24 protein-coding genes are annotated in these 22,570 nt (G+C 64.7%); 6 read left to right on the plus strand and 18 right to left on the minus strand.

Going from position 1 to position 22,570, the window contains the following annotated elements:
- Positions 1 to 80: 80 nt before the first annotated feature.
- The 11 genes from phnC to phnG all read right to left on the minus strand — a co-directional run bounded on the left by phnC (position 81) and on the right by phnG (position 8,492).
- Entirely contained in the window at positions 81 to 938 is an 858-nt protein-coding gene (phnC, locus tag D3227_RS09660; RefSeq protein ID WP_120013896.1) for a phosphonate ABC transporter ATP-binding protein, read from the minus strand.
- A gap of 182 nt (positions 939 to 1,120) precedes the next feature.
- The gene (locus D3227_RS09665; RefSeq protein ID WP_120013897.1) at positions 1,121 to 1,831 is read right to left on the minus strand and encodes a DUF1868 domain-containing protein; all 711 of its coding nucleotides are present in this window, start codon (positions 1,829 to 1,831) and stop codon (positions 1,121 to 1,123) included.
- A 69-nt stretch (positions 1,832 to 1,900) separates the two neighbouring features.
- Entirely contained in the window at positions 1,901 to 2,434 is a 534-nt protein-coding gene (locus tag D3227_RS09670) for a GNAT family N-acetyltransferase (protein WP_425374494.1), read from the minus strand.
- Positions 2,435 to 2,623: 189 nt separating this feature from the next.
- Positions 2,624 to 3,241 (minus strand): DapH/DapD/GlmU-related protein, encoded by a 618-nt coding sequence (locus D3227_RS09675; protein WP_120013899.1) that lies wholly within the window; start codon positions 3,239 to 3,241, stop codon positions 2,624 to 2,626.
- Positions 3,238 to 3,945: a phosphonate C-P lyase system protein PhnL gene (phnL, locus tag D3227_RS09680; protein WP_120013900.1), complete on the minus strand. Its 708-nt coding sequence runs from the start codon at positions 3,943 to 3,945 to the stop codon at positions 3,238 to 3,240. The genes D3227_RS09675 and phnL overlap by 4 nt, the downstream gene beginning before the upstream one ends.
- A gap of 3 nt (positions 3,946 to 3,948) precedes the next feature.
- Positions 3,949 to 4,725: a phosphonate C-P lyase system protein PhnK gene (gene phnK / locus D3227_RS09685; protein WP_120013901.1), complete on the minus strand. Its 777-nt coding sequence runs from the start codon at positions 4,723 to 4,725 to the stop codon at positions 3,949 to 3,951.
- Positions 4,722 to 5,603: an alpha-D-ribose 1-methylphosphonate 5-phosphate C-P-lyase PhnJ gene (locus D3227_RS09690; protein WP_120013902.1), complete on the minus strand. Its 882-nt coding sequence runs from the start codon at positions 5,601 to 5,603 to the stop codon at positions 4,722 to 4,724. Before D3227_RS09690 ends, phnK begins: the two co-directional genes overlap by 4 nt.
- A gap of 286 nt (positions 5,604 to 5,889) precedes the next feature.
- Positions 5,890 to 6,309 carry a FosX/FosE/FosI family fosfomycin resistance hydrolase gene (gene fosX, locus D3227_RS09695; RefSeq protein WP_120013903.1) on the minus strand — a complete coding sequence of 140 codons (420 nt, stop codon included), beginning with the start codon at positions 6,307 to 6,309 and terminating at the stop codon, positions 5,890 to 5,892.
- Complete coding sequence (locus D3227_RS09700) at positions 6,306 to 7,418, minus strand: carbon-phosphorus lyase complex subunit (RefSeq protein ID WP_120013904.1); 1,113 nt, start codon at positions 7,416 to 7,418, stop codon at positions 6,306 to 6,308. Before D3227_RS09700 ends, fosX begins: the two co-directional genes overlap by 4 nt.
- Position 7,419: 1 nt before the next feature.
- A complete protein-coding gene (phnH, locus tag D3227_RS09705) occupies positions 7,420 to 8,031 on the minus strand; it encodes a phosphonate C-P lyase system protein PhnH (RefSeq protein ID WP_120013905.1) in 612 nt (203 codons plus the stop codon).
- Positions 8,031 to 8,492, minus strand: coding sequence for a phosphonate C-P lyase system protein PhnG (phnG, locus tag D3227_RS09710; protein WP_120013906.1), 462 nt, complete (start codon positions 8,490 to 8,492; stop codon positions 8,031 to 8,033). The genes phnH and phnG overlap by 1 nt, the downstream gene beginning before the upstream one ends.
- 157 nt (positions 8,493 to 8,649) lie before the next feature.
- Here phnG and phnF point away from each other — a divergent pair, with 157 nt between their 5' ends.
- Positions 8,650 to 9,414, plus strand: a complete 765-nt coding sequence (phnF, locus tag D3227_RS09715; RefSeq protein ID WP_120013907.1) for a phosphonate metabolism transcriptional regulator PhnF — start codon at positions 8,650 to 8,652, stop codon at positions 9,412 to 9,414.
- Here the strand turns inward: phnF and D3227_RS09720 are convergent.
- The 7 genes from D3227_RS09720 to D3227_RS09750 form a co-directional block, all read right to left on the minus strand.
- The gene (locus tag D3227_RS09720; protein ID WP_120013908.1) at positions 9,399 to 10,226 is read right to left on the minus strand and encodes an amidohydrolase family protein; all 828 of its coding nucleotides are present in this window, start codon (positions 10,224 to 10,226) and stop codon (positions 9,399 to 9,401) included. The genes phnF and D3227_RS09720 overlap by 16 nt on opposite strands.
- A 4-nt stretch (positions 10,227 to 10,230) precedes the next feature.
- A complete protein-coding gene (locus tag D3227_RS09725) occupies positions 10,231 to 11,247 on the minus strand; it encodes a zinc-binding alcohol dehydrogenase family protein (protein ID WP_120013909.1) in 1,017 nt (338 codons plus the stop codon).
- A 67-nt stretch (positions 11,248 to 11,314) separates the two neighbouring features.
- Positions 11,315 to 12,280 carry an ABC transporter permease gene (locus tag D3227_RS09730; protein ID WP_006200459.1) on the minus strand — a complete coding sequence of 322 codons (966 nt, stop codon included), beginning with the start codon at positions 12,278 to 12,280 and terminating at the stop codon, positions 11,315 to 11,317.
- Positions 12,277 to 13,830, minus strand: a complete 1,554-nt coding sequence (locus tag D3227_RS09735) for a sugar ABC transporter ATP-binding protein (RefSeq protein ID WP_120013910.1) — start codon at positions 13,828 to 13,830, stop codon at positions 12,277 to 12,279. The genes D3227_RS09730 and D3227_RS09735 overlap by 4 nt, the downstream gene beginning before the upstream one ends.
- A gap of 126 nt (positions 13,831 to 13,956) precedes the next feature.
- Complete coding sequence (locus D3227_RS09740) at positions 13,957 to 14,952, minus strand: ABC transporter substrate-binding protein (RefSeq protein WP_120013911.1); 996 nt, start codon at positions 14,950 to 14,952, stop codon at positions 13,957 to 13,959.
- Positions 14,953 to 15,287: 335 nt separating this feature from the next.
- Positions 15,288 to 16,286 (minus strand): aldo/keto reductase, encoded by a 999-nt coding sequence (locus D3227_RS09745; protein ID WP_120013912.1) that lies wholly within the window; start codon positions 16,284 to 16,286, stop codon positions 15,288 to 15,290.
- A gap of 61 nt (positions 16,287 to 16,347) precedes the next feature.
- The gene (locus D3227_RS09750; protein ID WP_120013913.1) at positions 16,348 to 17,853 is read right to left on the minus strand and encodes a UxaA family hydrolase; all 1,506 of its coding nucleotides are present in this window, start codon (positions 17,851 to 17,853) and stop codon (positions 16,348 to 16,350) included.
- Positions 17,854 to 18,113: 260 nt separating this feature from the next.
- Here D3227_RS09750 and D3227_RS09755 point away from each other — a divergent pair, with 260 nt between their 5' ends.
- The 5 genes from D3227_RS09755 (at position 18,114) to D3227_RS09775 (ending at position 22,418) form a co-directional block, all read left to right on the plus strand.
- The gene (locus tag D3227_RS09755; RefSeq protein WP_120013914.1) at positions 18,114 to 19,031 is read left to right on the plus strand and encodes a GntR family transcriptional regulator; all 918 of its coding nucleotides are present in this window, start codon (positions 18,114 to 18,116) and stop codon (positions 19,029 to 19,031) included.
- Positions 19,032 to 19,177: 146 nt separating this feature from the next.
- Entirely contained in the window at positions 19,178 to 19,531 is a 354-nt protein-coding gene (locus D3227_RS09760) for a DUF2946 family protein (protein WP_120013915.1), read from the plus strand.
- 98 nt (positions 19,532 to 19,629) lie between these two features.
- Complete coding sequence (locus D3227_RS09765) at positions 19,630 to 20,172, plus strand: copper chaperone PCu(A)C (RefSeq protein WP_120014075.1); 543 nt, start codon at positions 19,630 to 19,632, stop codon at positions 20,170 to 20,172.
- A gap of 39 nt (positions 20,173 to 20,211) precedes the next feature.
- A complete protein-coding gene (locus D3227_RS09770; RefSeq protein WP_120013916.1) occupies positions 20,212 to 20,727 on the plus strand; it encodes a YcnI family copper-binding membrane protein in 516 nt (171 codons plus the stop codon).
- A 53-nt stretch (positions 20,728 to 20,780) separates the two neighbouring features.
- Positions 20,781 to 22,418 carry a copper resistance CopC/CopD family protein gene (locus D3227_RS09775; protein WP_120014076.1) on the plus strand — a complete coding sequence of 546 codons (1,638 nt, stop codon included), beginning with the start codon at positions 20,781 to 20,783 and terminating at the stop codon, positions 22,416 to 22,418.
- Positions 22,419 to 22,570 lie beyond the last annotated feature (152 nt).

Below are 22,570 nucleotides of genomic sequence, written 5' to 3' on the forward strand. Positions count from 1 at the left end.
CGGGCTGGCGATCCAGATTGCTCTTTTGCTTGTCCATGATCTTTCCCCGCAAACCGGCGTCTACTTTGCGGGATCATGGATCAGTATCCCGGGAATGCGGGCTCGAGCGGTCCAGTGGATGCGGCGATTCTTTGCTTGATGGTGACGCTGGTCGAGGTGATGACCTCGGAGATTTCGCCACCCTTGCTGTCGGCACCATAGACCATGCGCACAGCCTCGCGGTTGAGGTCTTCGGGCGGGCCGTCAAACACAACCTTGCCGGCGGCCATACCGATGATGCGGTTGCAATAGGTGCGGGCCGTGTCCAGCGTGTGCAGATTGGTGATGACGGTGATGCCTTCGCGCAAATTGATATCCTGCAGCGAATCCATCACCACCTTCGCGTTGAGCGGGTCGAGCGAGGCGATCGGCTCGTCGGCTAACAGAACCTTCGGCTGCTGCATCAAGGCGCGGGCGATGGCGACGCGCTGCTGCTGGCCGCCGGACAAGGTGCCGGCCGGCTGCAGCGCGGTGCGGGCGATGTCGAGACGCTCGAGTGCTGCGATTGCCTCAGCCCGTTCCTCGCGCGAGAAGACACCGAGCAGATTGGCAATGGTAGCACGATGATTTAACCGGCCGAGCAGCACATTGGTCAGCACGTCGAGGCGCGGCACCAGGTTGAACTGCTGGAAGATCATGGCGCAGTCGCGCTGCCAACGGCGCAGCGGCGAGCCCTGCAGGCGCGAGACTTCGGTGCCGTCAAAAAAAATCGACCCCTGGCTGGGATCGATGAGGCGGTTGATCATGCGAAGAAGCGTCGACTTGCCGGCACCGGAGCGACCGATGATGCCGACCATCTGGCCCTGCGGGATCGACAGGTCGACGGCGCTGACAGCGGTGTTCTTGCCGAATCGTCGGGAAACGCCGCGGATTTCGAGCGTGGCAGAGGTTGCTGACATGGGGCAGGGCTCCAGTCCAGTCGCGATTGAAGGTCTGTTAACCTTGGCTAGCGCAGCCGCATGAACCTGCGGTGTCGGATTGATGTCAGTTTTGTTACCGCCCACAGGCCCGTGGTGATCCTTTGCCTTGTGCATGTCGCTGTCCCAAAACCGCTGCGCCGTTTTGGGCGAGATGCACGGGATCAACCGAGGGCCAGAAGCTCCTCGAAATGGTTCATGTCCTTGAAGCTGCAGAAAGCCGGGGGCCTGAGTTCGATCACCGGCGCCTCGCGCTCAAACAGCGACAGGCAGTCATCGAACAGGTCCTGCCAGGCGGGCGCCCGCTCGTCGGCGAGACGCCGAATCTGGTAGGCGATGGTGATGTGGAAGACGTAAGTGTCGTGGTCGGGGTGACGATAGCCGAACGGGACCGCCAGCGCGTCGCGCCATGCGCTGAGGATGCGCTCGTCCTCGGCGGTGGCCCCGGCGACGGTGAGGCCGTTCGGCGTGATGCCGATGGTCCTGATGCGGAGCGGAGGGCACGGTTCGAAACCCTGAAGCCGCTCCAGATAGAGGTGGGTCATATGGTCGATGCTGGTGTCCAAAGGCACGTCCTGCGGCCAATATGGAAGCCGCCGGCGATATTCGATGATGCCCTGGAACAGCGTCATGTGCAGGCTGGAGATCGGCGTGAAGGCCAGCCGGTCGGCGTCGGGCATGCCGCGCATGCGCTCACGTACCTCGATGACCACCGCTTCGGAAGGCGAGCCGCCGACGAGATGGCTGACGACCGTGTTGCCGGGCTCGAACAGAAAATTACCTGATCTGTCATAGCGCGTGCCGAGATGCAGGGGCGGCGTCGGGTTGGTGCCTTCGAAAAATCCGGCGAGCGAGGGTCTGACCAAATCGAGCATTGCGATCTCCAAGGAAAGACCGCGTCCTGTCCGAGTCATGTGTCAGGGATATGAAGCGGGCAGGCGCGCCTATAGCATTCGATGCATGACCAAGGCATCAACGTAACCCAGCCTAGGGTGTTCAAACGCCTTCGGGATTGTCCCGACAATGTCGAAGCCGAGCCGGCTCCACAGCTTTACTGCGCGCTCGTTGGTGCTGATGACGAAGTTGAACTGCATGGCCAGAAAGCCTCGTTCGGCAGCCCTTTGCAAGGAATGCTCACACATCGCGGTGGCGATGCCGCGGCCGCTGGCGGCGGCAGAGGTGACGTAGCCGCTGTTGGCGACATGCGCGCCGCCGCCACGCTGGTTGGCATGGAGATAGTAACAGCCGATCACGTTGCCGGCATCTACTGCCACGAACACCTCATGACCGCCCGAAAACCAGTAGTCCAGCGCCTGCGCACGGCTCCAATCGCGGGGCAGCGCATAGGTTTCGCCGGCCCGCAAGATGGGCTCAAGCATGGCCCAGATTGCGTTTGCGTCGGCCTCTGTGGCGGGACGAATGGTCGGCACGATCGACAACTCTTGAGTGGTGGGAGCGTCAGAAACAGATAGCGGCAAGGATACTGCCAAGAAAGATCAGGGCCGCAAAGGCAGCCACAATTCCGGCTGTAGAGGGTAGGCCGGCGAAGCGGGGATGTCCCTTCGCAAGGGCAGCATGAACCCCTCAAACATCCCCTACTTTAGCATCTGCGCATCTTCCTGAACACTCGCGAAGTACGTCCTTTGCCCCAGGAGGTGATGTCGACGCTAGCCGCCATACTTCTGCAGGAAGGCTTCCGCCTCCAGCTCGCGGAAATCGTCGAGCGCAGCGCGTAGCCGGGCATGGTCCCAATCCCACCAGGCGAGCGCCTGGTAGCGCTCGGCGGTGCGGCGGTCGAAGCGCTCGCGGATCGGCTTGGCCGGCACGCCGCCGACTATGGTGTAGGGCGCGACATCCTTCGACACCACCGCTCCCGCGCCGACCGCCGCACCATCGCCGACGGTGACGCCGGGCAGGATGGTCGAGCCGTGGCCGAGCCAGGTGTCGTGGCCGATGGTGACCCGTTTGGCGCGGCGCTGGGCGAAGAATTCGCTTTCGTGCTCGGCGTCGTCCCAATAGTCGGAAGCACGGTAGGTGAAGTGGTGCAGGGTCGGCCGCCAGGTCGGGTGGTTGGTGGCGTTGATGCGCACGCTTGCCGCGATGTTGGAGAACTTGCCGATCGTCGCGCACCAGACTGCGCAGTCCTGCATCATGTAGGAGTAATCGCCGAGGGTGCTCTCCGAAACCCGGCTGCGGTCGGCGATCTCGGTCCAGCGGCCGAGCGTCGAATTCTCGACCTGCGCAGTTGGATGAACCAGCGGCGCTTCCGACAGTTTTTTGCTCACGCGGCAAGCTTCCCGGCGGCGAAGGCAGTGACATCGATGATCCGGTCGACGACCGCTTCGCGCACATCGTTGTCGTGGAAGATGCCGAGCAAAGCGACGCCCGCCGCCTTCTTTTCCGCGATCAGGGCGATCGCCACGTCGCGGTTCCTGGCGTCGAGCGAAGCGGTCGGTTCGTCGAGCAAAAGGACCGGATGGTCGGTGATGAAGCCGCGCGCGATGTTGACGCGCTGCTGCTCGCCGCCGGAGAAGGTCGCCGGCGGCAGCGCCCAAAGCTTTTCCGGCAGGTTGAGCTGTGCCAGCAGCGCGCGGGCCTTTTCACGCGCGGCCTCGCGCTCCTCGCCGCGCTCGACAAGCGGTTCGGCGACGACGTCGAGGGCCGAAACGCGCGGCACGGTGCGCAGGAACTGGCTGACATAGCCGATCGTTTGCCGGCGCACGGCAAGCACGGTGCGCGGGCTGGCGGTGGCGAGATCGATCAGCCCGTCAGCGTGCTGGACGATGATCTGGCCTTCATCGACGGCATAATTGCCGTAGAGCATTTTCAAAATCGAGCTCTTGCCGGCACCGGAGGGACCGCCAAGCACGGCGCATTCACCCGCTCGGATCGAGAACGAGACGCCGGCGACGACAGGCAATTTGATGCCGTCGCGCAGATGCATGGTGAAGCTTTTTGCAACGTCGGAGACAACGAGCGGGGTGGGCATCGTTTACACCTGCAAAATCGAGGAAACGAGGAGCTGCGTGTAGGGCGCGCGCGGGTCGTCGAGTACACGGTCGGTGAGGCCGCTTTCGACGACGCGGCCGTCCTTCATCACCATCATGCGCTGCGACAGCAGACGCGCCACGGCGAGGTCGTGGGTGACGACGATGGCCGCCAGGCCGAGGTCGGTGACGAGGCCACGCAACAGGTCGAGCAGGCGTGCCTGCACCGAGACGTCGAGGCCGCCGGTAGGTTCGTCCATGAACACAAGCCGCGGCCCGGTGACGAGGTTGCGGGCGATCTGCAGGCGCTGGCGCATGCCGCCGGAGAAGGCGCGCGGTTCGTCATCGATGCGGTCCTCGTCGATCTCGACGCGCGACAGCCAGTCGACGGCGGTAGCGCGGATCTTGCCGTAGTGCCGGTCGCCGATCGCCATCAGCCGCTCGCCGACATTGGCGCCGGCCGATACCGTCATGCGCAGCCCGTCCGCCGGGTTCTGGTGGACGAAACCCCAGTCGGTGCGCATCAGGAAGCGGCGCTCGGCCTCGCTCATGCGATAGAGCTCGCGGAACTGGCCGTCGCGCATGCGGTAGCTGGCGGTGCCGGAGGAGGGCAGCAGCCGGGTCGACAGGCAGTTGAGCAGCGTCGTCTTGCCGGAGCCGGACTCACCGACGACCGCAAGCACCTCGCCCGGCCATAGGTCGAAGCTGACGTTCTCGCAGCCGACGCGCGAGCCGTAGAATTTGGACAGCGCCGAGACGCGCAGCAGCGGTTCGTCGGTCATTGCGCCGGCTCCATGGTTTGCGGGGCAAGGTGGCCGCGATGGCCCTCGTCACGCCGCTTTTCGCAATGGTCGGTGTCGGAGCAGACGAACATGTGGCCGCCATGGTCGTCGAGGATAACCTCGTCGAGATAGACGCTCTCGGCCGCACACAGCGCGCAGGGCTGGTCGAAGGTCTGGACCTCGAACGGATGGTCCTCGAAGTCGAGGCTGACCACGTCGGTGAAGGGCGGCACGGCGTAGATGCGCTTTTCACGGCCGGCGCCGAACAATTGCAAAGCCGGCGAACGATGCATCTTCGGATTGTCGAATTTCGGCGTCGGCGAGGGGTCCATCACATAGCGACCCTCGACCTTGACCGGATAGGCATAGGTGGTGGCGATGCGGCCGTGCCTGGCGATGTCCTCGTAGAGCTTCACATGCATGAGGCCGTATTCCTCCAGCGCATGCATTTTTCGCGTTTCGGTCTCGCGTGGCTCGAGGAAGCGCAAGGGTTCCGGGATCGGCACCTGATAGACCAGCACCTGGCCCGCAGTCAGCGGATGTTCGGGGATGCGGTGGCGCGTCTGGATGATGCTGGCCTTGGCCGTCTCGGTGGTGACGGCGACATTGGCGACCTTCTTGAAGAAGGCACGGATCGAGACGGCGTTGGTGGTGTCGTCGGCGCCCTGGTCGATGACCTTCAGCACATCGTCGGGGCCGATGATCGAAGCGGTGACCTGGACGCCGCCGGTGCCCCAACCATAAGGCATCGGCATTTCGCGCGAGGCGAACGGAACCTGGTAGCCGGGGATGGCGATGCCCTTGAGGATCGCGCGGCGGATCATCCGCTTGGTCTGCTCGTCGAGATAGGCGAAGTTGTAGGTGGCGATGTCGGTCATGGCGATGGCTTCCGCTTTGTGCTACCGAATTGACTTCCAAAACGCGGAAAGAGGGCCAGACTCTTGTGACCCCTACCGGATGGATGCACATCGGAATTCTGCTGCTGGCGTTCGTCGGCGTGGTTGCCTTTTTCCTTCGCCCCAAGAATCTTTCCGGACCAAGAGACGGTTCGAGCAATGACTTCTTCTCTGGTGGGCAGGATGGCAGCAGCGGGTATCCTGGGCACGGCGGTCACTCTCACGATAGCGGTGGACACGGGGGGCACGGCGGCGGAGACGGTTGAACTCATGACGCCCTCTCCAGCCCCTTAGCGTAGCGCACCAGCCGACCTGCCAGCGTGCCCGCGTGCAGTTCGAACATGTGGTTGTCGTCGTCGTAGAAATAGATCGAGCGGCCTTCGCCCTCGACGCGCGGGCGCGGCGGGCGCATGTCGAGACCTAGCCTGCTGACGCGCTCGGCGTAGCGGTCGAAATCGGCGTCATCGATCTTGAAGGCGATGTGGTTGTAGCTGCGCTCCGGCAGCGGCTCGCCCTCCATGATGGCGATCCAGAGATCGCCGATCAGGAAGAACTTTTCGCGTGACAGCGAGAACTGCTCGGTATCGCTGGCATAGACTTCGCGTGCGTCGAAGATGCCGGTCAGGATCGCGCTCATGCGGTCGAGATCGCGGACGATGAAGGTCATGTGGGACAGGCCTTCGATCATTCGGCGGCCTCCCGCTTTTCCTCAACCTTCGCAGGGTTTTCGCGGGCGTCGTATTCGGCGCGCATGCGGCGCACGAGATCGAGCTCGGCCTGGAAGTCGACATAGTGCGGCAGCTTCAGATGCTCGACGAAGCCGGTCGCCTGGACATTGTCGGAATGCGAAATGACGAACTCCTCGTCCTGCGCGGCGGCGACGACATCCTCGCCCAGTTCGCTTGCACGAAGAGCGCGGTCGCAGAGCGCCATGGCCATCGCCTTGCGCTCGCTCTGGCCGAACACGAGGCCGTAGCCACGGGTGAATTGCGGCGGCGCCTTGGCCGAACCCTTGAACTGGTTGACCATCTGGCACTCTGTGACGCGGACGCTGCCGAGTGGCACGGCGAAGGGCAGTTCCGGAACGTCGAGCTCCAGCTCGACCTCGCCGATGCGGACCTCGCCGACGAAGGGGTGGTTGCGGGCATAGCCGCGCTGGGTGGAATAGCCGAGCGCCAGCAAAAAACCTTCGTCGCCGCGCGACAGCGCCTGCAGGCGGATGTCGCGCGCCATCGGGAACTCCAGCGGCTCGCGGGTGATGTCGCCGGGGATGTGGTCCTGGGACATCTCGCCGTCCGGTTCGATCAGGCCTTCGCGGGCGAGAATCGCCGAGACGCGCGGCATGGCTTCCGCCTCGCTTTCGCGCTGCAAAGGCTCGGCGACGTCGCCGCCGGCGGCAAGCTCGGGATCGAGCAGCCGGTGGGTGTAGTCGAAGGTCGGGCCGAGCAACTGGCCGCCGGGCAGGTCCTTGTAGGTCGCAGAGACGCGGCGCTCGACCAGCATCGCGCCGGTGTCGATCGCCTTGGTATAGCCGAAGCGCGGCAGCGTGGTGCGATAGGCGCGGACCAGGAAGATCGCCTCGATCATGTCGCCGCGCGCCTGGACGATGGCGAGCGCCGCCAGCTCGCGGTCGTAGAGCGAGCCTTCGCTCATCACCCGGTCGACGCCGAGCGCCAGCTGCTCGACGATCTGGTCGAGGCGAAGTGCCGGAACCGAACGGTCGCCGCGGCGGCGATCGGCGAGCAGTCGGTGGGCGTTTGCAATGGCTGCTTCGCCGCCTTTTACCGCAACATACATCTCACGCCTCCATCGTCTTGATGCGCGTCGTGCGCGGCAGGCAGGCGAGGCTGTCGGCGGTGGCCAGGATGATGTCGACGCCACGCGGAAAGCGCTGATTGTTCTGCTTCCACTGTTCGACGAAATGGCGCGGCATCTGGGCCGGCGCGATGGTCGTGCTGGTTTCGATGCCGGGGCCCTTGAGCAAAAGCGGCGTGCCTGAAGCAAGATCGCTGACTTGCAGGATCAGCGTCGTCGAGCGATCGGGATAGTCCTGGGTGCCTTGCGAAAAACCGTCGAGCGCCATCATCTCGGCCGGGTTGGCGATCAGCGCGAAATGCGCATCGGGTGGGGTGTTGGCGAGTGGCGCTCCGGTGTGGAAGCCGAGCCAGGATTTGACGGCGGGCGCGGCCTGCAAGGCGGGGTCGAGCCAGAGCGGCGTGTCGTTGTCGCAGAGCGCCAGGACGACAGCGCCAGCTGTCGCCGCGAGCGGCGCTGGCGGGCGGGCAAAGGCCGGCAGGGCTTGCACGCTGCCTGGCCGCGCCATCGCATCCATGACGGCGCGGAACACCGTCTGGGCGTTGAACACCGGATCGGCGAAGCCGCCCTCGATCGATTGAGGCGCTATCTCCATCAGTCCTCTCCGCGCACCATTGTGAAGAAATCCACTTTCGTTGCCGCGGTCTCGGCATGCCGCCGGTCGCGCGCCTCGACCAGGGCCGCCCGCAGCGGTGCAACCAGCCGGGTCTCGACGGCCTCGCGATGGACGGGTTCCTGCCACAGCGCGTCGGCGATCGCCGCCAGTCTTGCCTTCTGCTTGTCGCGGCCGAGCGTGTAGCAATGGCCGACCTGTCCAGACGGCAGTCGCACGGTGGCACGGGTAACCGTCGCCTCGCCGACATTGAAGGGCGCGCCGCCGCCGCCGATGCGGCCGCGCACGGTAACAAGACCAGTCTCGGGACCGCGCAGCAGTTCAGCCTCCGAAGGCAGGCCGGCGTCGCTCCAGAGGCGGGCGATGTCGTCGCCGGGCGACTGCGCCAGCGTTGCCATTATCGCCTTGCGTTCGGCCTGATCGCGGGCTTCCTGTCCTCGCATGGCGTGCTCCTTAGCAATATCTAAAATTTGTCTATTGATATAGACAATTATACAAATTATACCCATTAGCTAACGCGAGTCCATGACGGGTGCATGACACTTGGCAAAAAGGCTGAGCGGGCGAAAACATCGGGGCGACGGAGGAGCGGGAGCGGAAATGATCGCACAGCAACTGGCCAGCAGCATCGAAAGGCGCAGCGGTGTCTCGCTATGGCGGCAGATCGCCGACCAGATCTTGCACGCAATCGCGATCGGCGATTTCGCCGAGAATGCGGCGCTGCCGCCGGAAATGGCGCTGGCCGAACGCTACGGCGTCAACCGCCACACGGTGCGAAGCGCGATCGCGGCACTCGTGCAGGACGGGGTGCTGCGGGCAGAGCAAGGGCGTGGCACTTTCGTGCTGTCACGCAAGCGGCTGTCCTACCCGATCGGCGCCCGCACGCGCTTTTCGACCGGCCTGCAAGGGCAGACGTCCGAACGGCATATCCTCCTGCTTGCGTCGACGGTCGAGCCGGCCAGCCGGCGCGTCGCCGAGGCCTTGGGTCTTGCAAGGGGCGCCGATGTGATCCGCCTGGAAACGCGCGGCGAAGCCGACGGACGTCCGGTGTCACGCGCCACCGCCTGGTTCGATGCCCAGCGCTTCGCCGGTATCGACGCCGCCATGGCGGAAACCGGATCGGTCACTGCTTCCCTCAAGCGCTTTGCGATCAACGATTATCTGCGGCAATCGACGGTGCTGTCGGCGCGCCACGCCGATGCCGCCGACCTCGCCGATCTCGACCTACAGCCCGGCGCCATCGTGCTGGTGACGGTGGCCGTCAACGTCACGCTCGACGGCCAGCCGATCCAGTTTTCCGAGTCGCGGTTTCCGGCGGAGCGGGTGGAGCTCAGATTGTCGGCTAACGATCAGGCAATGCCGTAGAAACGCGCGGCATTGCCGCCGAAGACGGCATCCTGCTCGGCCGGCGACAGGCCAGCCAGAAGGTCCTTGGCCGCAGCCAGCCAGTTCTCATACGTGGCGGCCAGTTCGCAAACCGGCCAGTCGCTGCCGAACATCAGCCGCTCCGGGCCGAAGCAAGCGATGAGATGGTCGGCATAGGGTTTCAGGCCAGCGACCGACCAGTTAGGGCCGGCTTCGGTGACCAGACCGGAAAACTTGCACAGCACCGACGGTCTCTTGGCGAGCGCGGTCATGTCGCTCGCCCAAGGCTCGATGATGCCCTTGGCGATGAACGGCTTGGCGGCATGATCGACGACGATGGCAAGCTCCGGGATATGGTCGGCGAGCGCCGCCACCACCGGCAAATGGCGCGGCTGCGCCAGCGCGTCGAAGCGCAGGTTCAGTTCGAGCAGCAGCCTGAGCGCCGCGAGGTGCTTCGGCTTCAAGATGTCGAACGTGTCTTCGATGTCCTGCAACATCGGTCGGATGCCGCGAAATTTCGGCCGTGTCGCGAGCCGGCGCAACGTCGCTTCGACGTCGTCGGCGCCGAGATCGACCCAGCCGACCACGGCGGCGATGCTCGGCTCGTTCTCGGCAAGGTCGAGCATGAATTCGGTCTCGGCGACCGTCGCCGCCGCTTGCACCACCACGGTGCGTTCGATGCCGGCGGCGCTGAGATGCGGCTTCAGATCGGCCGGAAGGACATCGCGCACGATCGGCGCGACATGCGACCCCATCCAGAAATAGTCGCCGCGGGCGATCTGCCAGTAGTGCTGATGTGCGTCGATCCGCATCGTCTCATCCGACCTCGATGACGGCCTTTATCAGGCCGGATTTCTGCTGCGCCCAGCGGGCGAGGTCAAGGGGCGCCTGGCCAAGTGTCGTGCGGTGCGTGACGAGCTTTGCCATGGGCACCGCACCGTTGCGGATCGAGGCGGCGACATGGTCGAAATCGGCTTTGAGCGCGTTGCGGCTGCCGACCAGCGTCATCTCGCGCTTGTGGAACTCGGGATCGGAAAAGCTGATGTCGTCCTTGACGACGCTGACCAGGACCAGGGTTCCGCCATGCGCGACATGGGCGAAGGCAGACTGCACCGACTTTGTGTTGCCGGTGGCGTCGAAGACCACGTCGAAACCCTCACCGTCGGTCGCATCCTGGACCAGCTCGGCCGCTGTCTGTCGTGAACCGTCGAGCGTCGCGAAGCCAAGCTCGCTTTCGGCGAAGCCGAGGCGCTCCGTGCTCATATCGAGCAGGCTCACATCGAGCCCGGCGATGCGGGCAAACAGCGCCGTGCCGAGACCGATCGGCCCGGCACCGATGACCAGCGTGCGGGCGCCGGGATCGGCGCGCGCGCGGCGCACCGCATGCGCACCGATCGCCAGGAATTCGACGGCGGCGGCGTCGGCCAGCGACAGGCCATTTGCCGGGTAAAGGTTTTGCGCCGGCACCAGGATCTGTTCGCACATGGCGCCGTCGCGATGGACGCCGAGCACTTCGATCTTGACGCAGCAATTCGGCTTGCCGTGCCGGCAGGCGATGCATTTGCCGCAGGCGAGATAGGGATTGATGATCACCGGTTCGCCGATGGCAAGGGCTACGCCGTCGCCCTTGTCGACGACTGTGCCCGAGACCTCGTGGCCCATGATGCGCGGATAGGCGAGGAACGGGTGCTTGCCCTCGAAGATATGGTAATCGGTGCCGCAGATGCCGACATGGCTGACCGCCACCAGCGCCCATCCGGGCGGCGGTGCGCCGGGCGCCGGGCGGTCCTCCACGACAAGATCACCGGGCGAGCGGCAGACGACGGCTTTCATGCTTCAATCCAATTTATGAAACCGCCGGCCCTCGCTTTCGCGGGGCCGGCGGCCGCTTGGGAGGGACTTACTTGCCGCGGCGGCGCAGGCCGTCGAAGTAGACGATGACGATGATTAGCACACCGGTGATGATGCGCTGCCAGAAGGCGTTGACGTTGAGCAGGTTGGCGCCGTTGTTGATGGTGGCGAGGATGAAGGCGCCGAGCAGCGGCCCGTGCACTGAGCCGACCGCGCCGAACAGCGAGGTGCCGCCGATCACCGAGGAGGCGATCGCCTGCAGTTCCCAGCCTTCGGCCTGGGTCGGATTGCCGATGCCGATGCGCGATGCCAGCAGCACGCCGACGAAGGCGGCGCACAGGCCGGACAGCGTGTAGGCCATGTAGATGGTGCGCTGGACGTTGACGCCCGACAGGCGCGAGGCCTCGGCATTGGAGCCGACCGAGAACAGATAGCGGCCCCAGCGGCTGTGATGCAGGAAGATGTAGGCCGGGATGCCGACCAGGATCACCATCCAGAACAGATTGGGGACGCCGACAAAGGAGCTGCGCGAGAATTCCTGGAAGGCGTCGTTGTTGATCGAGATCGAGTTGCCGTTGGTCATCAACAGGCCGATGCCGCGCAGCGATGTCAGCGTCGCCAGCGTGATGATGAAGGGCGGCAGGCCCATCTTGACGATGCCGAAGCCATGGAACAGGCCAATGGCAACGCCGACCAGCAATGTGATAAGGATGGCGAGGAAGACCGGCACGCCGGCATTGATCAGCATGGCGGCGATGACGGTGGCAAAGCCGACCACGGCGCCGACGGAAAGGTCGATGCCGCCTGTGATGATGACGAAGGTCTGGCCGACCGCCAGGATGGCGATCATCGAACCCTGACGGAGCAGGTTCGAGATGTTGTTGCCCGAAGCGAAGCTTTGCGTCGCCACTGACAGGATGACCCACAACAGAACCAGCAGCGCCAGCAGTGTCAGCCCGAACAGGGCGTTGTAGTTGCGCTTCGGTTTTTCGGCGGCAATGGCCTCGGTGCTCATTTCTGTCCTCCCAGCTTTTCTTGTTTCTCGGCGAGCGCCTGCGTGAGAATGTCCTCGTGATTGGCGGTGCGAAACCCGTGCGTGGCCACCAGCTTGCCGCGCCGGAACACGTGCAGCGTGTCGGCCAGCTCATAGACCTCCGGCAGATAGGACGAGATCAGGATGATGCCGGCGCCCTTGGACAGCAGGGCACCGAACAGGCGGTAGATCTCGGCCTTGGTGCCGACATCGACGCCGACCGTCGGCTCGTCGAAGATGAACAGCTTGGCGCCGTGCGCCAGCCATTTGCCGATGACGATCTTCTGCTGGTTGCCGCCGGACAGGCTGGACGCGAGAGCGTTGCGCGTCGGCGTCTTGATCCTGAGGCCGGCGATCTGGCGATCGGCCTCGGTCTTTTCCTTGGCGCCTGAGATCAGCATGTTGCTTGAGATGCGCTTGTAGATCGGCAAATTGAGGTTGAGGCCGACCGGCAGGTTGAGGCACAGGCCCTGGTCGCGGCGGCTTTCCGGCGCCAGCGCCATGCCGAGCCTGATCGCGTCGTGCTCGGAATTGACCTGGACCGGCTTGCCTTGCCAGAGGATCTGACCGGCCGACTTGCGGTGGCGGCCGTAGAGCGTGGTGACGAACTCGCTGCGACCGGCGCCGATCAGGCCGTAGAGGCCGACGATCTCGCCGGCGCGCACCGACATCGACACATTCTCGAAGCCCTTGCCAGACAGGTTCTTGGCTTCGACGATCATCGCGCCGGGCGTGAAATGCTCCTTGTGGTAGACCTGTTCGATCGAGCGGTTGATCATCATCTTGACCAGCTCGGCGTCGTTGGTCTCGGCGATGTTCCTGGTGCCGACCAGCGTGCCGTCGCGCAGCACCGAGACGCGGTCGGCGAGCTCGAACACCTCTTCCATTCGGTGGCTGATGTAGATGATGGTGACGCCTTCGCCCTTCAGCCGGCGGATCAGCTTGAATAGCTGGTCGGCCTCCTTGCGGGTGAGATAGGCGGTCGGCTCGTCGAAGATCAGGAATTTCGTGCCGCGCACCGTTGCGCGAGCGGCGGCGATCAGCTGCTGCTGGCCGATGGTGAGATCACCGAGCACGACATGCGCCGGCAGGTCGAAGCCGAGATCGTCGATGATCTTCTGTGCGTCCTTGACCATGGCCCGCTGCTGCAGGATGCCATAGCGCGAGTTCTCCTCGCCGAGGAACATGTTGGCGGCGACCGTCAGGTGACGGCAGAGTACGACCTCCTGGTGCACCGCATTGATACCGAGCGCCATCGCCTCGTGAGGGGTCGCCAGCGCTTCCGGCTTGCCTTCCCAGATGACGTCGCCTGAGGTGCGCGGCATGACGCCGGTCAGAAGCTTGATCAAAGTGGACTTGCCGGCGCCGTTCTCGCCGACGATGGCGTGGATCTCGCCGGACTTGAAGGCTAGGTCCACCGGCTTCAGCGCGTGCGTGCCGGGATACCGCTTCTCCAACCCCTTGAGTTCAAGGATCGTCCTGCCGGGCTCCAAGGTCGGGGCCGGGTGCAGTTCCTGCGCCGTGGACGTCATGACAATCCTCCCAGATTGGTCTTACGATTGGGCTCGTAGACCAGAGCCTGCCGCATCACGACTGAATCGGGATGCGGGCTGTCTCCGGGGCAACGAGCCCCGGAGAAGATGCGCCCGTGGCGATGCTTAGTCGAGCTTCGGGTTGAGCAGCGCGTCGATCTTCGGCTCTTTCATGTTGGCCTTGGTGACCAGGTTGGCGCCGGTGTCGACATTGGCCTCGACCTTCTCGTTCTTCGAGGCGGCGAGCGCGGTCTTGATGCCGTCATAGCCCATCCGGTACGGGTCCTGCACGACGAGGCCGGAAATGACGCCGTCATTGAGGAACTTGATCAGCTTCTCGTCGCTGTCGAAACCGATCAGACCGACCTTGCCGGCAAGGTTGTTCTCGGCGATCGCCTGGCCGACGCCCTGTGCCATGATCAGGTTGGAGGCGAAGATGCCCTTCAGGTCAGGGTTGGCGGTGATCAGGTCAGTGGCGATGTTGAGGCCGGTCGTGGCCTGGCCGTCGGCATATTTGTCGGCAACCAGTTCGAGGCCCGGATATTTCGCCTTGAGCTGTTCCTTGAAGCCTTGAGCGCGCTGCTCGAGCGAGCCGGCGCCGGGAAGCGCGGTGATCAGCGCAACCTTGCCCTCGACCTTGCCGCCATTGGCCTCGCCAATGGCCGCGGCGAGACCGTCAGCGGCGACGCGGCCACCCTGGACGTTGTCGGTGGTCAGGAACGAGGTGAAGGCCTTGGAGTCGGCCCCGGAGTCGATGCCGATGATCTTCACCTTGGTGGCAGCCTCGTCGATCGGCTTGCCGAGCGCCTTGGCTTCGGTCGGTGCGATGACGACGGCGGCCGGGTTGCCGGCGACGGCGTTCTCGAGGATCGAGATCTGGCCGTTGACGTCGGTTTCGGCCTGGGCGCCGAGCTCCGGCACGTTGACGCCGAGGTCCTTGCCGGCCTTGCGGGCACCGGCGAGCACGATCTGCCAGTAGAAGGAGGTGGTGTCCTTGACGATGATTGGGATGGTCACGTCCGCCGCCGAAGCCGGTGCCGAGTGCAACGCACCTGCAAGCATCGAGGCGGCCGCGAGTGCCACGAAGGCGCGGCGGTTGAGAATGCTGGTCACAAATTTCATGAGGGTTCCTCCCTAGATCGCCCGGTGAAGGTTACGGAAGCTCCATTCGGATAGGCGCGGCCCAAACAGAACTTTATCAATAAAAAACATTTGCCGCTTTTTGATAGTGCATCGATCCGGCCGACGCAAGCGGTGTTTCATATCGTCTCCGCGTGGCCTCGACAGGAGGCAAGCCTCCCTTCGCCGGTCCTCTTGCCACGTTCGGATGCTTCCGATCCTCTCCGATCGATATGGAATGTTAATTCCATCATCATGTCAATATGGAATATTCATTCTCTCGCGATCGTGAAGCTGTTTTCATGCCGACCACCCAGTTGGACAATAGGCTCGTTGCCTCAGCCGAGTTCCTGCACCACCGTATAGGGATCGTATCTGGCGAATTCCGCTGGCGGCACGGGGGTTTCGAGCAGCTCCAGATTGCGCGTCAGATTGGCCGGCTTGGCGGTGCCGGTCAGCACGGAAGCGACGACGGGTTCGTGCAGCGGGAACTGGAAGGCTGCGGCTGCGAGCGGGTAGCCGCCCTCGGCGGCGATCTTCTCCATCGCATCGACGCGGTCGAGAATATCCTTGCCGGCCGGCTGGTAGTCGAAATGCGCGCCCTGCACCGGGCCGGTTGCCAGAATGCCCGAATTGAACACGCCGCCGATGATCAGCGAGGTCTGCCGCTCCCGGCAAAGCGGCAGCAATTCGGCTTCGGCGCTACGGTCGAGCAGCGAGTAGCGGCTGGCGAGCAGGATGCAGTCGAGCGGCGCGCGGTTGAGCACGTCGAGGCAGATCTGCACCTCGTTGACGCCGAGGCCATAGGCGGAAATCGTGCCTGACGTCTTTAGCTCGTCGAGCGCCTTCAGCCCACCGTCCATCAGCTGGCGGAAATGCAGCTTCGTCTTCTCGACGCCATGCGTGTAGGTGCCGATGTCATGGACAAACAGGATGTCTATCCTGTTTAGGCCGAGCCGCGCATAGGAGAACTCGACCGAGCGCATGATGCCGTCATAGGAATAGTCGTAGTCGAGCGCGAAGGGCAGCGGATCGACATAGGAGTGATCGGGAACCCGGTCCTCCGGCACCGGGCGGAACAGCCGGCCGACCTTGGTCGAAAGCACGTAGGAGTCGCGCGGCTTGTAGCGCAGGAAGTCGCCGAAGCGGCGTTCCGACAGGCCGAAGCCGTAGAAGGGCGCGGTATCGAAATAGCGCAGGCCGGCGTCCCAGGCGGTCTGCAGCGTTTCCATCGCCACATCGCGCGGGCAGGCCCGGTAGAGCCCGCCGATCGCCGCGCCGCCGAAGCTTATCTCGGTGACGTCGAGCGCAGTTGTGCCGATGCGGCGCTTGTCCATTGCAAAGCCTCCCCTTCCGGCCGCTGGCCGGTTTGAAAATGTCTGGTTGGTCGTGGCTGGTCTACAGCGTCGCTCCGAGGTGCCAGGGCACGAACTCGTTGTCGCCGTAGCCGAACTCCTCGCTCTTGGTCTTGCGGCCCGAAGCCGTCTCGACGATCAGCTCGAAGATCTCGCGGCCCATGCCGGCGATGGTCTTCTCGCCGGAGGCGATGACACCGCAATTGACGTCCATGTCCTCTTCCATGGTGTGATACATGGTCGAGTTGCTGGCGACTTTGATCGATGGCGTCGGCCGGCAGCCGAAGCAGGAGCCGCGGCCGGTGGTGAAGACGATGACGTTGGCGCCGCCCGCCACCTGACCGGTGGCCGAAACCGGGTCGTAGCCGGGCGTGTCCATGAACACCAGGCCGTGTCCGCTGACCTTCTCGGCATAGCCGAAGACGCCGTTGAGCGGCGTCTGGCCGCCCTTGGCCACCGCGCCCAGCGACTTCTCCAGGATGGTGGTGAGGCCACCGCGCTTGTTGCCAGGCGAAGGGTTGTTGTCGATCGAGGCGCCGTGCTTGGCGACATGGTCCTCCCACCACTTGATATAACCGTCGAGCTTGGCGGCGATCTCCGGGCTCGCGGCGCGATAGGCAAGCAGATGCTCGGCGCCATAGATCTCCGTGGTCTCGGACAGGATACCGATGCCGCCGACGTCGGCGAGGATGTCGACAGCAGCACCCAGCGCCGGATTGGCGGTGATCCCGGACATGCCGTCGGAGCCGCCGCATTGCAGGCCGACAACGATCTCGCTGACCGGGATCGGCTCACGCTTCAGCCGGCCGACTTCCTCAGCGATCTCGGCCAGCACGCCCATCGCCTTCTCGACCGATTTGCGCGAGCCGCCGGCCTCCTGGATGTTGAAATGGCGTTTACCGGCGGCGACGCCCTTCTGGCCGTAAAGGGTAAGCTGGTTGACCTCGCAGCCCAAGCCCACCATCAGCACGCCGCCGAAATTCGGATGGCGGGCATAGCCGGCCAGCGTGCGGTGCAGAACCATCATGCCGTCGCCGGTGCCGCTCATGCCGCAGCCCTGGCCGTGGACGATCGGCACGAAGCCGTCGATCCCCGGATATTTCGGCAGCAGCTCGCGGTTGGCCTGGTCGGCGATGGCGTGGCAGACGGTGGCCGAACAATTGACGCTGGCGACGATGCCGATGAAGTTGCGCGTGCCGGCGCGGCCGTCGGCCCGGCGGTAGCCCATGAAAGTGCGGGCGCGGTCGGTTTCCGTCGCGTGCTCGGCCTCGCTCGGCGGCACCACGGGCAGGCGGCCGGACTCGAAGACCAGATTGTGCGAATGGACGTGCTCGCCGGGCGCGATGTCCTGCGTGGCGCGGCCGATCGCCTGGGCATACTTCACCACCGCGTCGCCGGTCGCGATCGACTTGATCGCCACCTTGTGGCCGGGCTCGATCAGCGCGGCGGCAACGGCGCCGCCCGGCAGCACAGTGCCGATTTCGATGCGGCCATTGGCGACCGCGACATTGTCGGCCGGGGAAAGAAGAATGCTGTTTGCGGCGTTCACGGGCAGTTTCCTGGGAGTTCCTGGGATGCGCTGGCGGATTGACATCAGCCTGTTAGCAGATAATGTCTTTTATCGTGAAAAAACATTTTTACGTCAATTGTTTTTTCAGCGAAGACCGTGCGCCGGTGGATGCATGGAGGATAGGGAGCCGCGCCTGACACGGAAGGCGATTCCGCTTTTTTCGAGCATGCGCTAGGAACATCTGTCATAGCGCGCTTCAAGCCGGCCATAGCAAGCGCCGGCGCGCAACGGGGCAGGGGATGTCGAAGAGCAACAACGTCTACAAGGACGCCTACAACCGCTGCTTGCGGCTGCTCGATGAAACCAGGAGCCTGCCGTCGGAGCCGGAACTCGGCACGCTGCTCGGCGTCAGCCGCACGACGGTGCGCAGCATTCTGGCGCGCATGGAAGAGACTGGGCTGATCGCCTGGAACAAGCGCAGCAAGATGGTCCTGCGCGCGCCGCGGCCGGACGATTTCTTCCCCGAGGAAGAGACCGACACGCTGGCCGAGATCATCGAGCGCTCCTTCATGCGGCGGTTGCTTGCCGGCGGCGCGGAGGCGGGCATGCAGATCAACGAACTTGAGCTGGCGCGTGAGATCGGCGTCGGCACCACCAGCGTGCGCGAGTTCCTGATCCGCTTTTCCCGCTTCGGCCTGATCGAGAAGCGGCGCAACAGCCACTGGGTGCTGAAGGGTTTTACGCGAGCCTTCGCGCTCGAACTGACCGAAATCCGCGAGATGTTCGAACTGCGCTCGGCGGCAGCGTTTGCCGCCCTGCCGGAAGAAAGTCCGGTTTGGGCCGATCTCGACCGGCTGGAGGACGAGCACCGCCTGCTGGCGCGCGAAATCGCCACCCGCTTCAACGAATTCTCCGAGCTGGACGAGCGCTTCCACCGGCTGATCCATCGCGCCTCGCACAATCGCTTCATCGTCGATTTCTACGACGTCATCGCCATGATCTTCCATTACCACTACCAGTGGAACAAGGCGCAGGAGCGCGAACGCAACGAAGTCGCGGTGGCGGAGCATCTGGTCTATATCGCGGCGCTCAAATCGCGCGATCTCGGCAAGGTCGACGCCGCCTGCCGCAAGCACCTGAAGTCGGCGCGCAACACGCTGCTGACGTCGATCCCTGAGGCCGGCAGCCGCAGCGCGCCTGAAGCGCGCCGTGCCTAACGGTTTGGATGCCGCGCCACCCATTGATCGCGCCGCGTTGCCGCAGCAATGATTTGACGATTTTCGCCCCGTTGGCCGCGTGCTAGGTATCTGCCATTGCTGATCAAAGAGGCAGGTCCTTGAACATCCGGCGGAGACGATGGAGCATGACGGCCGCGCTTGTCGCGGCCTATCTGCTGCTCATCCAGTCGACGCTCGGCGCGTTCGCATTCGGCACGGCGCCGGATGCCTCACTGCTCGACGCCTTCGGCAACGTCATCTGCACCCATGAGGGCGCTGCCCAGCCTCCCGGCGGCGATCCGCACCAGCAGCACGTGCCGGCCTGCTGCATGCTCGGCTGCAGCACGGCTTCCGCGGTTCATGCATCGCCGCCCGATGCCGGCGCATTGGCCACCAGTCTCTCCTTCGAGGCCGTCGCCTTCGCGCTGCCGGCCTTCAGGCATCTCGATTTCGCCCGTGATCGCTCTCCATCGAATCCGCGTGCGCCACCGGCGTCCTGAGCAAACGCGGCCTCGCGGAACCTTTCGCGGGCGCACCCATCCAACGCTGAACTGATCGCGACCGGCCAATGGCGCGATATCGCATCCATGGAGCTATCATGTCCCACTTCTTCCGTGCCGCCGCGCATGCGCGCGCCCCCGGACACACCCTCCTGCTCGAGCAACGGCTAGGCATCCTTGTCGTCGCCCTCGCTTTGCTGTTCGTCGGCGCCCAGTCGGCCTTCGCGCATGAATTCAAGGTCGGCGACCTGGAGATCGAACATCCCTGGTCGCGCGCAACGCCAGCCGGCGCCAAGGTGGCGGGCGGCTATTTCACCGTCACCAACAAGGGCAGCGCGCCGGATCGGCTGCTGTCGATTGCGTCCGATGTGTCGGACAAGGCCGAATTGCATGAGATGGGCGTCAGGGACGGCGTCATGACCATGCGGCCGGTCAGCGGCGGCCTTGAAATCCCGGCCGGCGGCAAGGTCGCGCTGGCGCCCGGTGCCTATCATCTGATGTTCTTCGGGCTCAAGCGGCAGCCCAAGCAGGGCGAAAAGTTCTCCGCCACGCTGACCTTCGAAAAGGCCGGCAGCGTCACCGTCGAGTTCGACGTCGAAGGCATGGGCGAAACGGGTGCCATGGACGATCACGCCAATTGAGCCGGCCAGTCCGAAAATTTGAGAATCAGAGGGACCATCATGAACAAATATCTTTTGTCCGCTGGGGCGCTTTTCGTCGGGACAAGTGCTGCCTTGGCGCACATCTCGCTCGAAACCCAGGAAGCGGCCGTCGGCTCGACCTACAAGGCTGTCCTGCGCGTGCCGCATGGCTGCGAGGGCAAGCCGACGACCGCTTTGCGCGTGCAGATTCCGGAAGGGGTGATTTCGGTGAAGCCAATGCCGAAGCCCGGCTGGACGCTGCAGACCAAGCAAGGCAGGTACGAGAAATCCTACCAGCTCTATGGCGAGGCGGTGACATCAGGCGTCAAGGAAGTCGACTGGAGCGGCGGCAGCCTGCCGGATGAGTTCTACGACGAGTTCGTCTTCCGCGCTTCCCTGGCGGCCGATCTTCCAGCCGGCGAGACGCTGTACTTCCCGGTGGTGCAGGAATGCGAGGGGGCTGCCGAGCGCTGGATCGAGATTCCGGCGGCCGGGCAGGATGAGGATGCGCTGGAGAATCCGGCGCCCGGCCTCAAGCTGTTGCCGAAGAAATGATCCTCTCGGGCGGCGCGTTCGAAGGAGCGCGCCGCTGTCTTCATGGCGGTTGCATGAGCGCGGCATTCTTCGGCAAGACGATGAGCATATCCGGCAAGCGGGCCGGCCGGCTTGCCATTGGGTTGCTGGCCGTCTTCGCGCTGCTCGTGGCCATCGGCTTGCCGGGCCGGGCATTGGCCCACGCGGCGCTAATCAAGGCCGATCCCGCTGACGGTGCGGTGCTGGCGCAAGGCCCGGGGCAATTTTCGCTGACCTTCAGCGAGCCGGTGTCGCCGCTCGTGCTCACCCTTGTGCGGCCCGACGGCACATCGGTTGCGCTGACCTCCTTCCACCTCAGCAACCAGTCCGTCACCATCGACAATCCAGAACCGCTGAAGCCGGGCACCCATGTACTGAGCTGGCGGGTGATTTCCACCGACGGTCATCCGGTAGGCGGCTCGGTGCTGTTTTCCATCGGCGCGCCGAGCACGCCGCCAGCCGCGGCCGAGCCGTTCGACTGGGACTTGCGCTCGGCGATCTGGCTCGGCAGGGTTTTTCTCTACATCGGCCTGTTTTTCGGCGTCGGCGGCGCCTTCGCGCTTGTCTGGCTGGCGGAGGGCGGGCGGTGCGGCCGGCGCTTCGTCATTGCCGCGCTCCTCGCCGGGCTGGTCGCTGCGCCGGTTTCGCTCGGCTTGCAGGGGCTGGATGCGCTAGGCGCCCCGCCTACCGGGCTGGCGCAGCCGGTGGTCTGGCGCACTGCGTCCGGCACCAGTTTCGGCTGGACCGTGCTCATCGCCCTGATGGCGCTGGGGCTCGGCCTGCTGTCGCTGGCCGGGCCGCGCATTGGCGCAAGACTGTTCGCCGTTGCCGGGCTGGCCGGCGTCGGTGCCGCGCTCGCCGCCAGCGGTCATGCCAGTGCCGCCGAACCGCAATGGCTGACGCGACCGATGGTGTTCCTGCATGGCATAGGCATCGCCTTCTGGGCCGGCGCGCTGGCGCCGCTCGGCCTTGCGGTACGCCGGCAGCCGGCAGAGGCTGGGCCGTTCCTGCGCCGGTTCTCCCGCGCGATCCTGCCGGTCGTTGCCGCGCTCGCCGCCGCCGGTATCGTGCTTGCCGTCATCCAGGTGCAGACGCCCACTGCACTGGTCAACACAGGCTATGGCCGGCTCTTGCTGGTCAAGCTGGTGTTGCTGCTCTTTCTCTTCACGCTCGCCACCATCAACCGCTGGACGCTCACCGCGCCCGCCGAAGCCGGCGCGACCGAGGTGCAGCGGCGGCTGGTCCGCTCGATCGGCGCCGAAGTGCTGATTGTGCTCGCCATCTTCGCCGTCGCCGCCGGCTGGCGTTTTACGCCGCCGCCGCGCGCGCTGGCGATCGCCGCGGCGCAGCCGGCCTCCGTGCATATCCATACGCCGAAGGCTATGGCCGACCTCAGCATCACGCCAGGCCATGCCGGGCCGGTTGCCGCCTCGATGATCATCATGACCGGTGACTTCGGTCCGCTCGATGCCAAGGAAGTGACGCTGGTGCTGTCGAAGGCCGATTCCCGCATCGAGCCGATCAAGCGTCCCGCAACCAAGCCGGGCGACGGCAGCTGGCGCGTCGATGATCTCGTCATCCCTGTCCCTGGCCGGTGGACGGCGCGGCTCGACATCCTCGTCTCGGACTTCGAGATGGTGAAGATCGAGGCGCCGATCGACATCAGGCCCTGATGGCAGGGACGACCTCCTCGCGCGGACCCGCGAGCGATCCGCGCAACACAATTCGGCGAGGCGGTTGACGCCGCAGCGAAGGCCCGTCATTCATCACGGGAATAGGGGCATCCCCCAAAATCTCGGCCTCAACAAAAGATCCGAAAGCAGGG

The organism is Mesorhizobium waimense, from assembly GCF_003601975.1.
Classification (GTDB): domain Bacteria; phylum Pseudomonadota; class Alphaproteobacteria; order Rhizobiales; family Rhizobiaceae; genus Mesorhizobium; species Mesorhizobium waimense.

Bases quoted from the DNA above. Each gene is read 5' to 3' on its own strand.
- phnC (WP_120013896.1), bottom strand. From the start codon at position 938: ATGTCAGCAACCTCTGCCACGCTCGAAATCCGCGGCGTTTCCCGACGA.
- D3227_RS09665 (WP_120013897.1), bottom strand. From the start codon at position 1,831: ATGCTCGATTTGGTCAGACCCTCGCTCGCCGGATTTTTCGAAGGCACC.
- phnL (WP_120013900.1), bottom strand. From the start codon at position 3,945: ATGCCCACCCCGCTCGTTGTCTCCGACGTTGCAAAAAGCTTCACCATG.
- phnK (WP_120013901.1), bottom strand. From the start codon at position 4,725: ATGACCGACGAACCGCTGCTGCGCGTCTCGGCGCTGTCCAAATTCTAC.
- D3227_RS09690 (WP_120013902.1), bottom strand. From the start codon at position 5,603: ATGACCGACATCGCCACCTACAACTTCGCCTATCTCGACGAGCAGACC.
- fosX (WP_120013903.1), bottom strand. From the start codon at position 6,309: ATGATCGAAGGCCTGTCCCACATGACCTTCATCGTCCGCGATCTCGAC.
- D3227_RS09700 (WP_120013904.1), bottom strand. From the start codon at position 7,418: ATGTATGTTGCGGTAAAAGGCGGCGAAGCAGCCATTGCAAACGCCCAC.
- phnH (WP_120013905.1), bottom strand. From the start codon at position 8,031: ATGGAGATAGCGCCTCAATCGATCGAGGGCGGCTTCGCCGATCCGGTG.
- phnG (WP_120013906.1), bottom strand. From the start codon at position 8,492: ATGCGAGGACAGGAAGCCCGCGATCAGGCCGAACGCAAGGCGATAATG.
- phnF (WP_120013907.1), top strand. From the start codon at position 8,650: ATGATCGCACAGCAACTGGCCAGCAGCATCGAAAGGCGCAGCGGTGTC.
- D3227_RS09720 (WP_120013908.1), bottom strand. From the start codon at position 10,226: ATGCGGATCGACGCACATCAGCACTACTGGCAGATCGCCCGCGGCGAC.
- D3227_RS09725 (WP_120013909.1), bottom strand. From the start codon at position 11,247: ATGAAAGCCGTCGTCTGCCGCTCGCCCGGTGATCTTGTCGTGGAGGAC.
- D3227_RS09730 (WP_006200459.1), bottom strand. From the start codon at position 12,280: ATGAGCACCGAGGCCATTGCCGCCGAAAAACCGAAGCGCAACTACAAC.
- D3227_RS09735 (WP_120013910.1), bottom strand. From the start codon at position 13,830: ATGACGTCCACGGCGCAGGAACTGCACCCGGCCCCGACCTTGGAGCCC.
- D3227_RS09740 (WP_120013911.1), bottom strand. From the start codon at position 14,952: ATGAAATTTGTGACCAGCATTCTCAACCGCCGCGCCTTCGTGGCACTC.
- D3227_RS09745 (WP_120013912.1), bottom strand. From the start codon at position 16,286: ATGGACAAGCGCCGCATCGGCACAACTGCGCTCGACGTCACCGAGATA.
- D3227_RS09755 (WP_120013914.1), top strand. From the start codon at position 18,114: ATGTCGAAGAGCAACAACGTCTACAAGGACGCCTACAACCGCTGCTTG.
- D3227_RS09760 (WP_120013915.1), top strand. From the start codon at position 19,178: ATGACGGCCGCGCTTGTCGCGGCCTATCTGCTGCTCATCCAGTCGACG.
- D3227_RS09765 (WP_120014075.1), top strand. From the start codon at position 19,630: ATGTCCCACTTCTTCCGTGCCGCCGCGCATGCGCGCGCCCCCGGACAC.
- D3227_RS09770 (WP_120013916.1), top strand. From the start codon at position 20,212: ATGAACAAATATCTTTTGTCCGCTGGGGCGCTTTTCGTCGGGACAAGT.
- D3227_RS09775 (WP_120014076.1), top strand. From the start codon at position 20,781: ATGAGCGCGGCATTCTTCGGCAAGACGATGAGCATATCCGGCAAGCGG.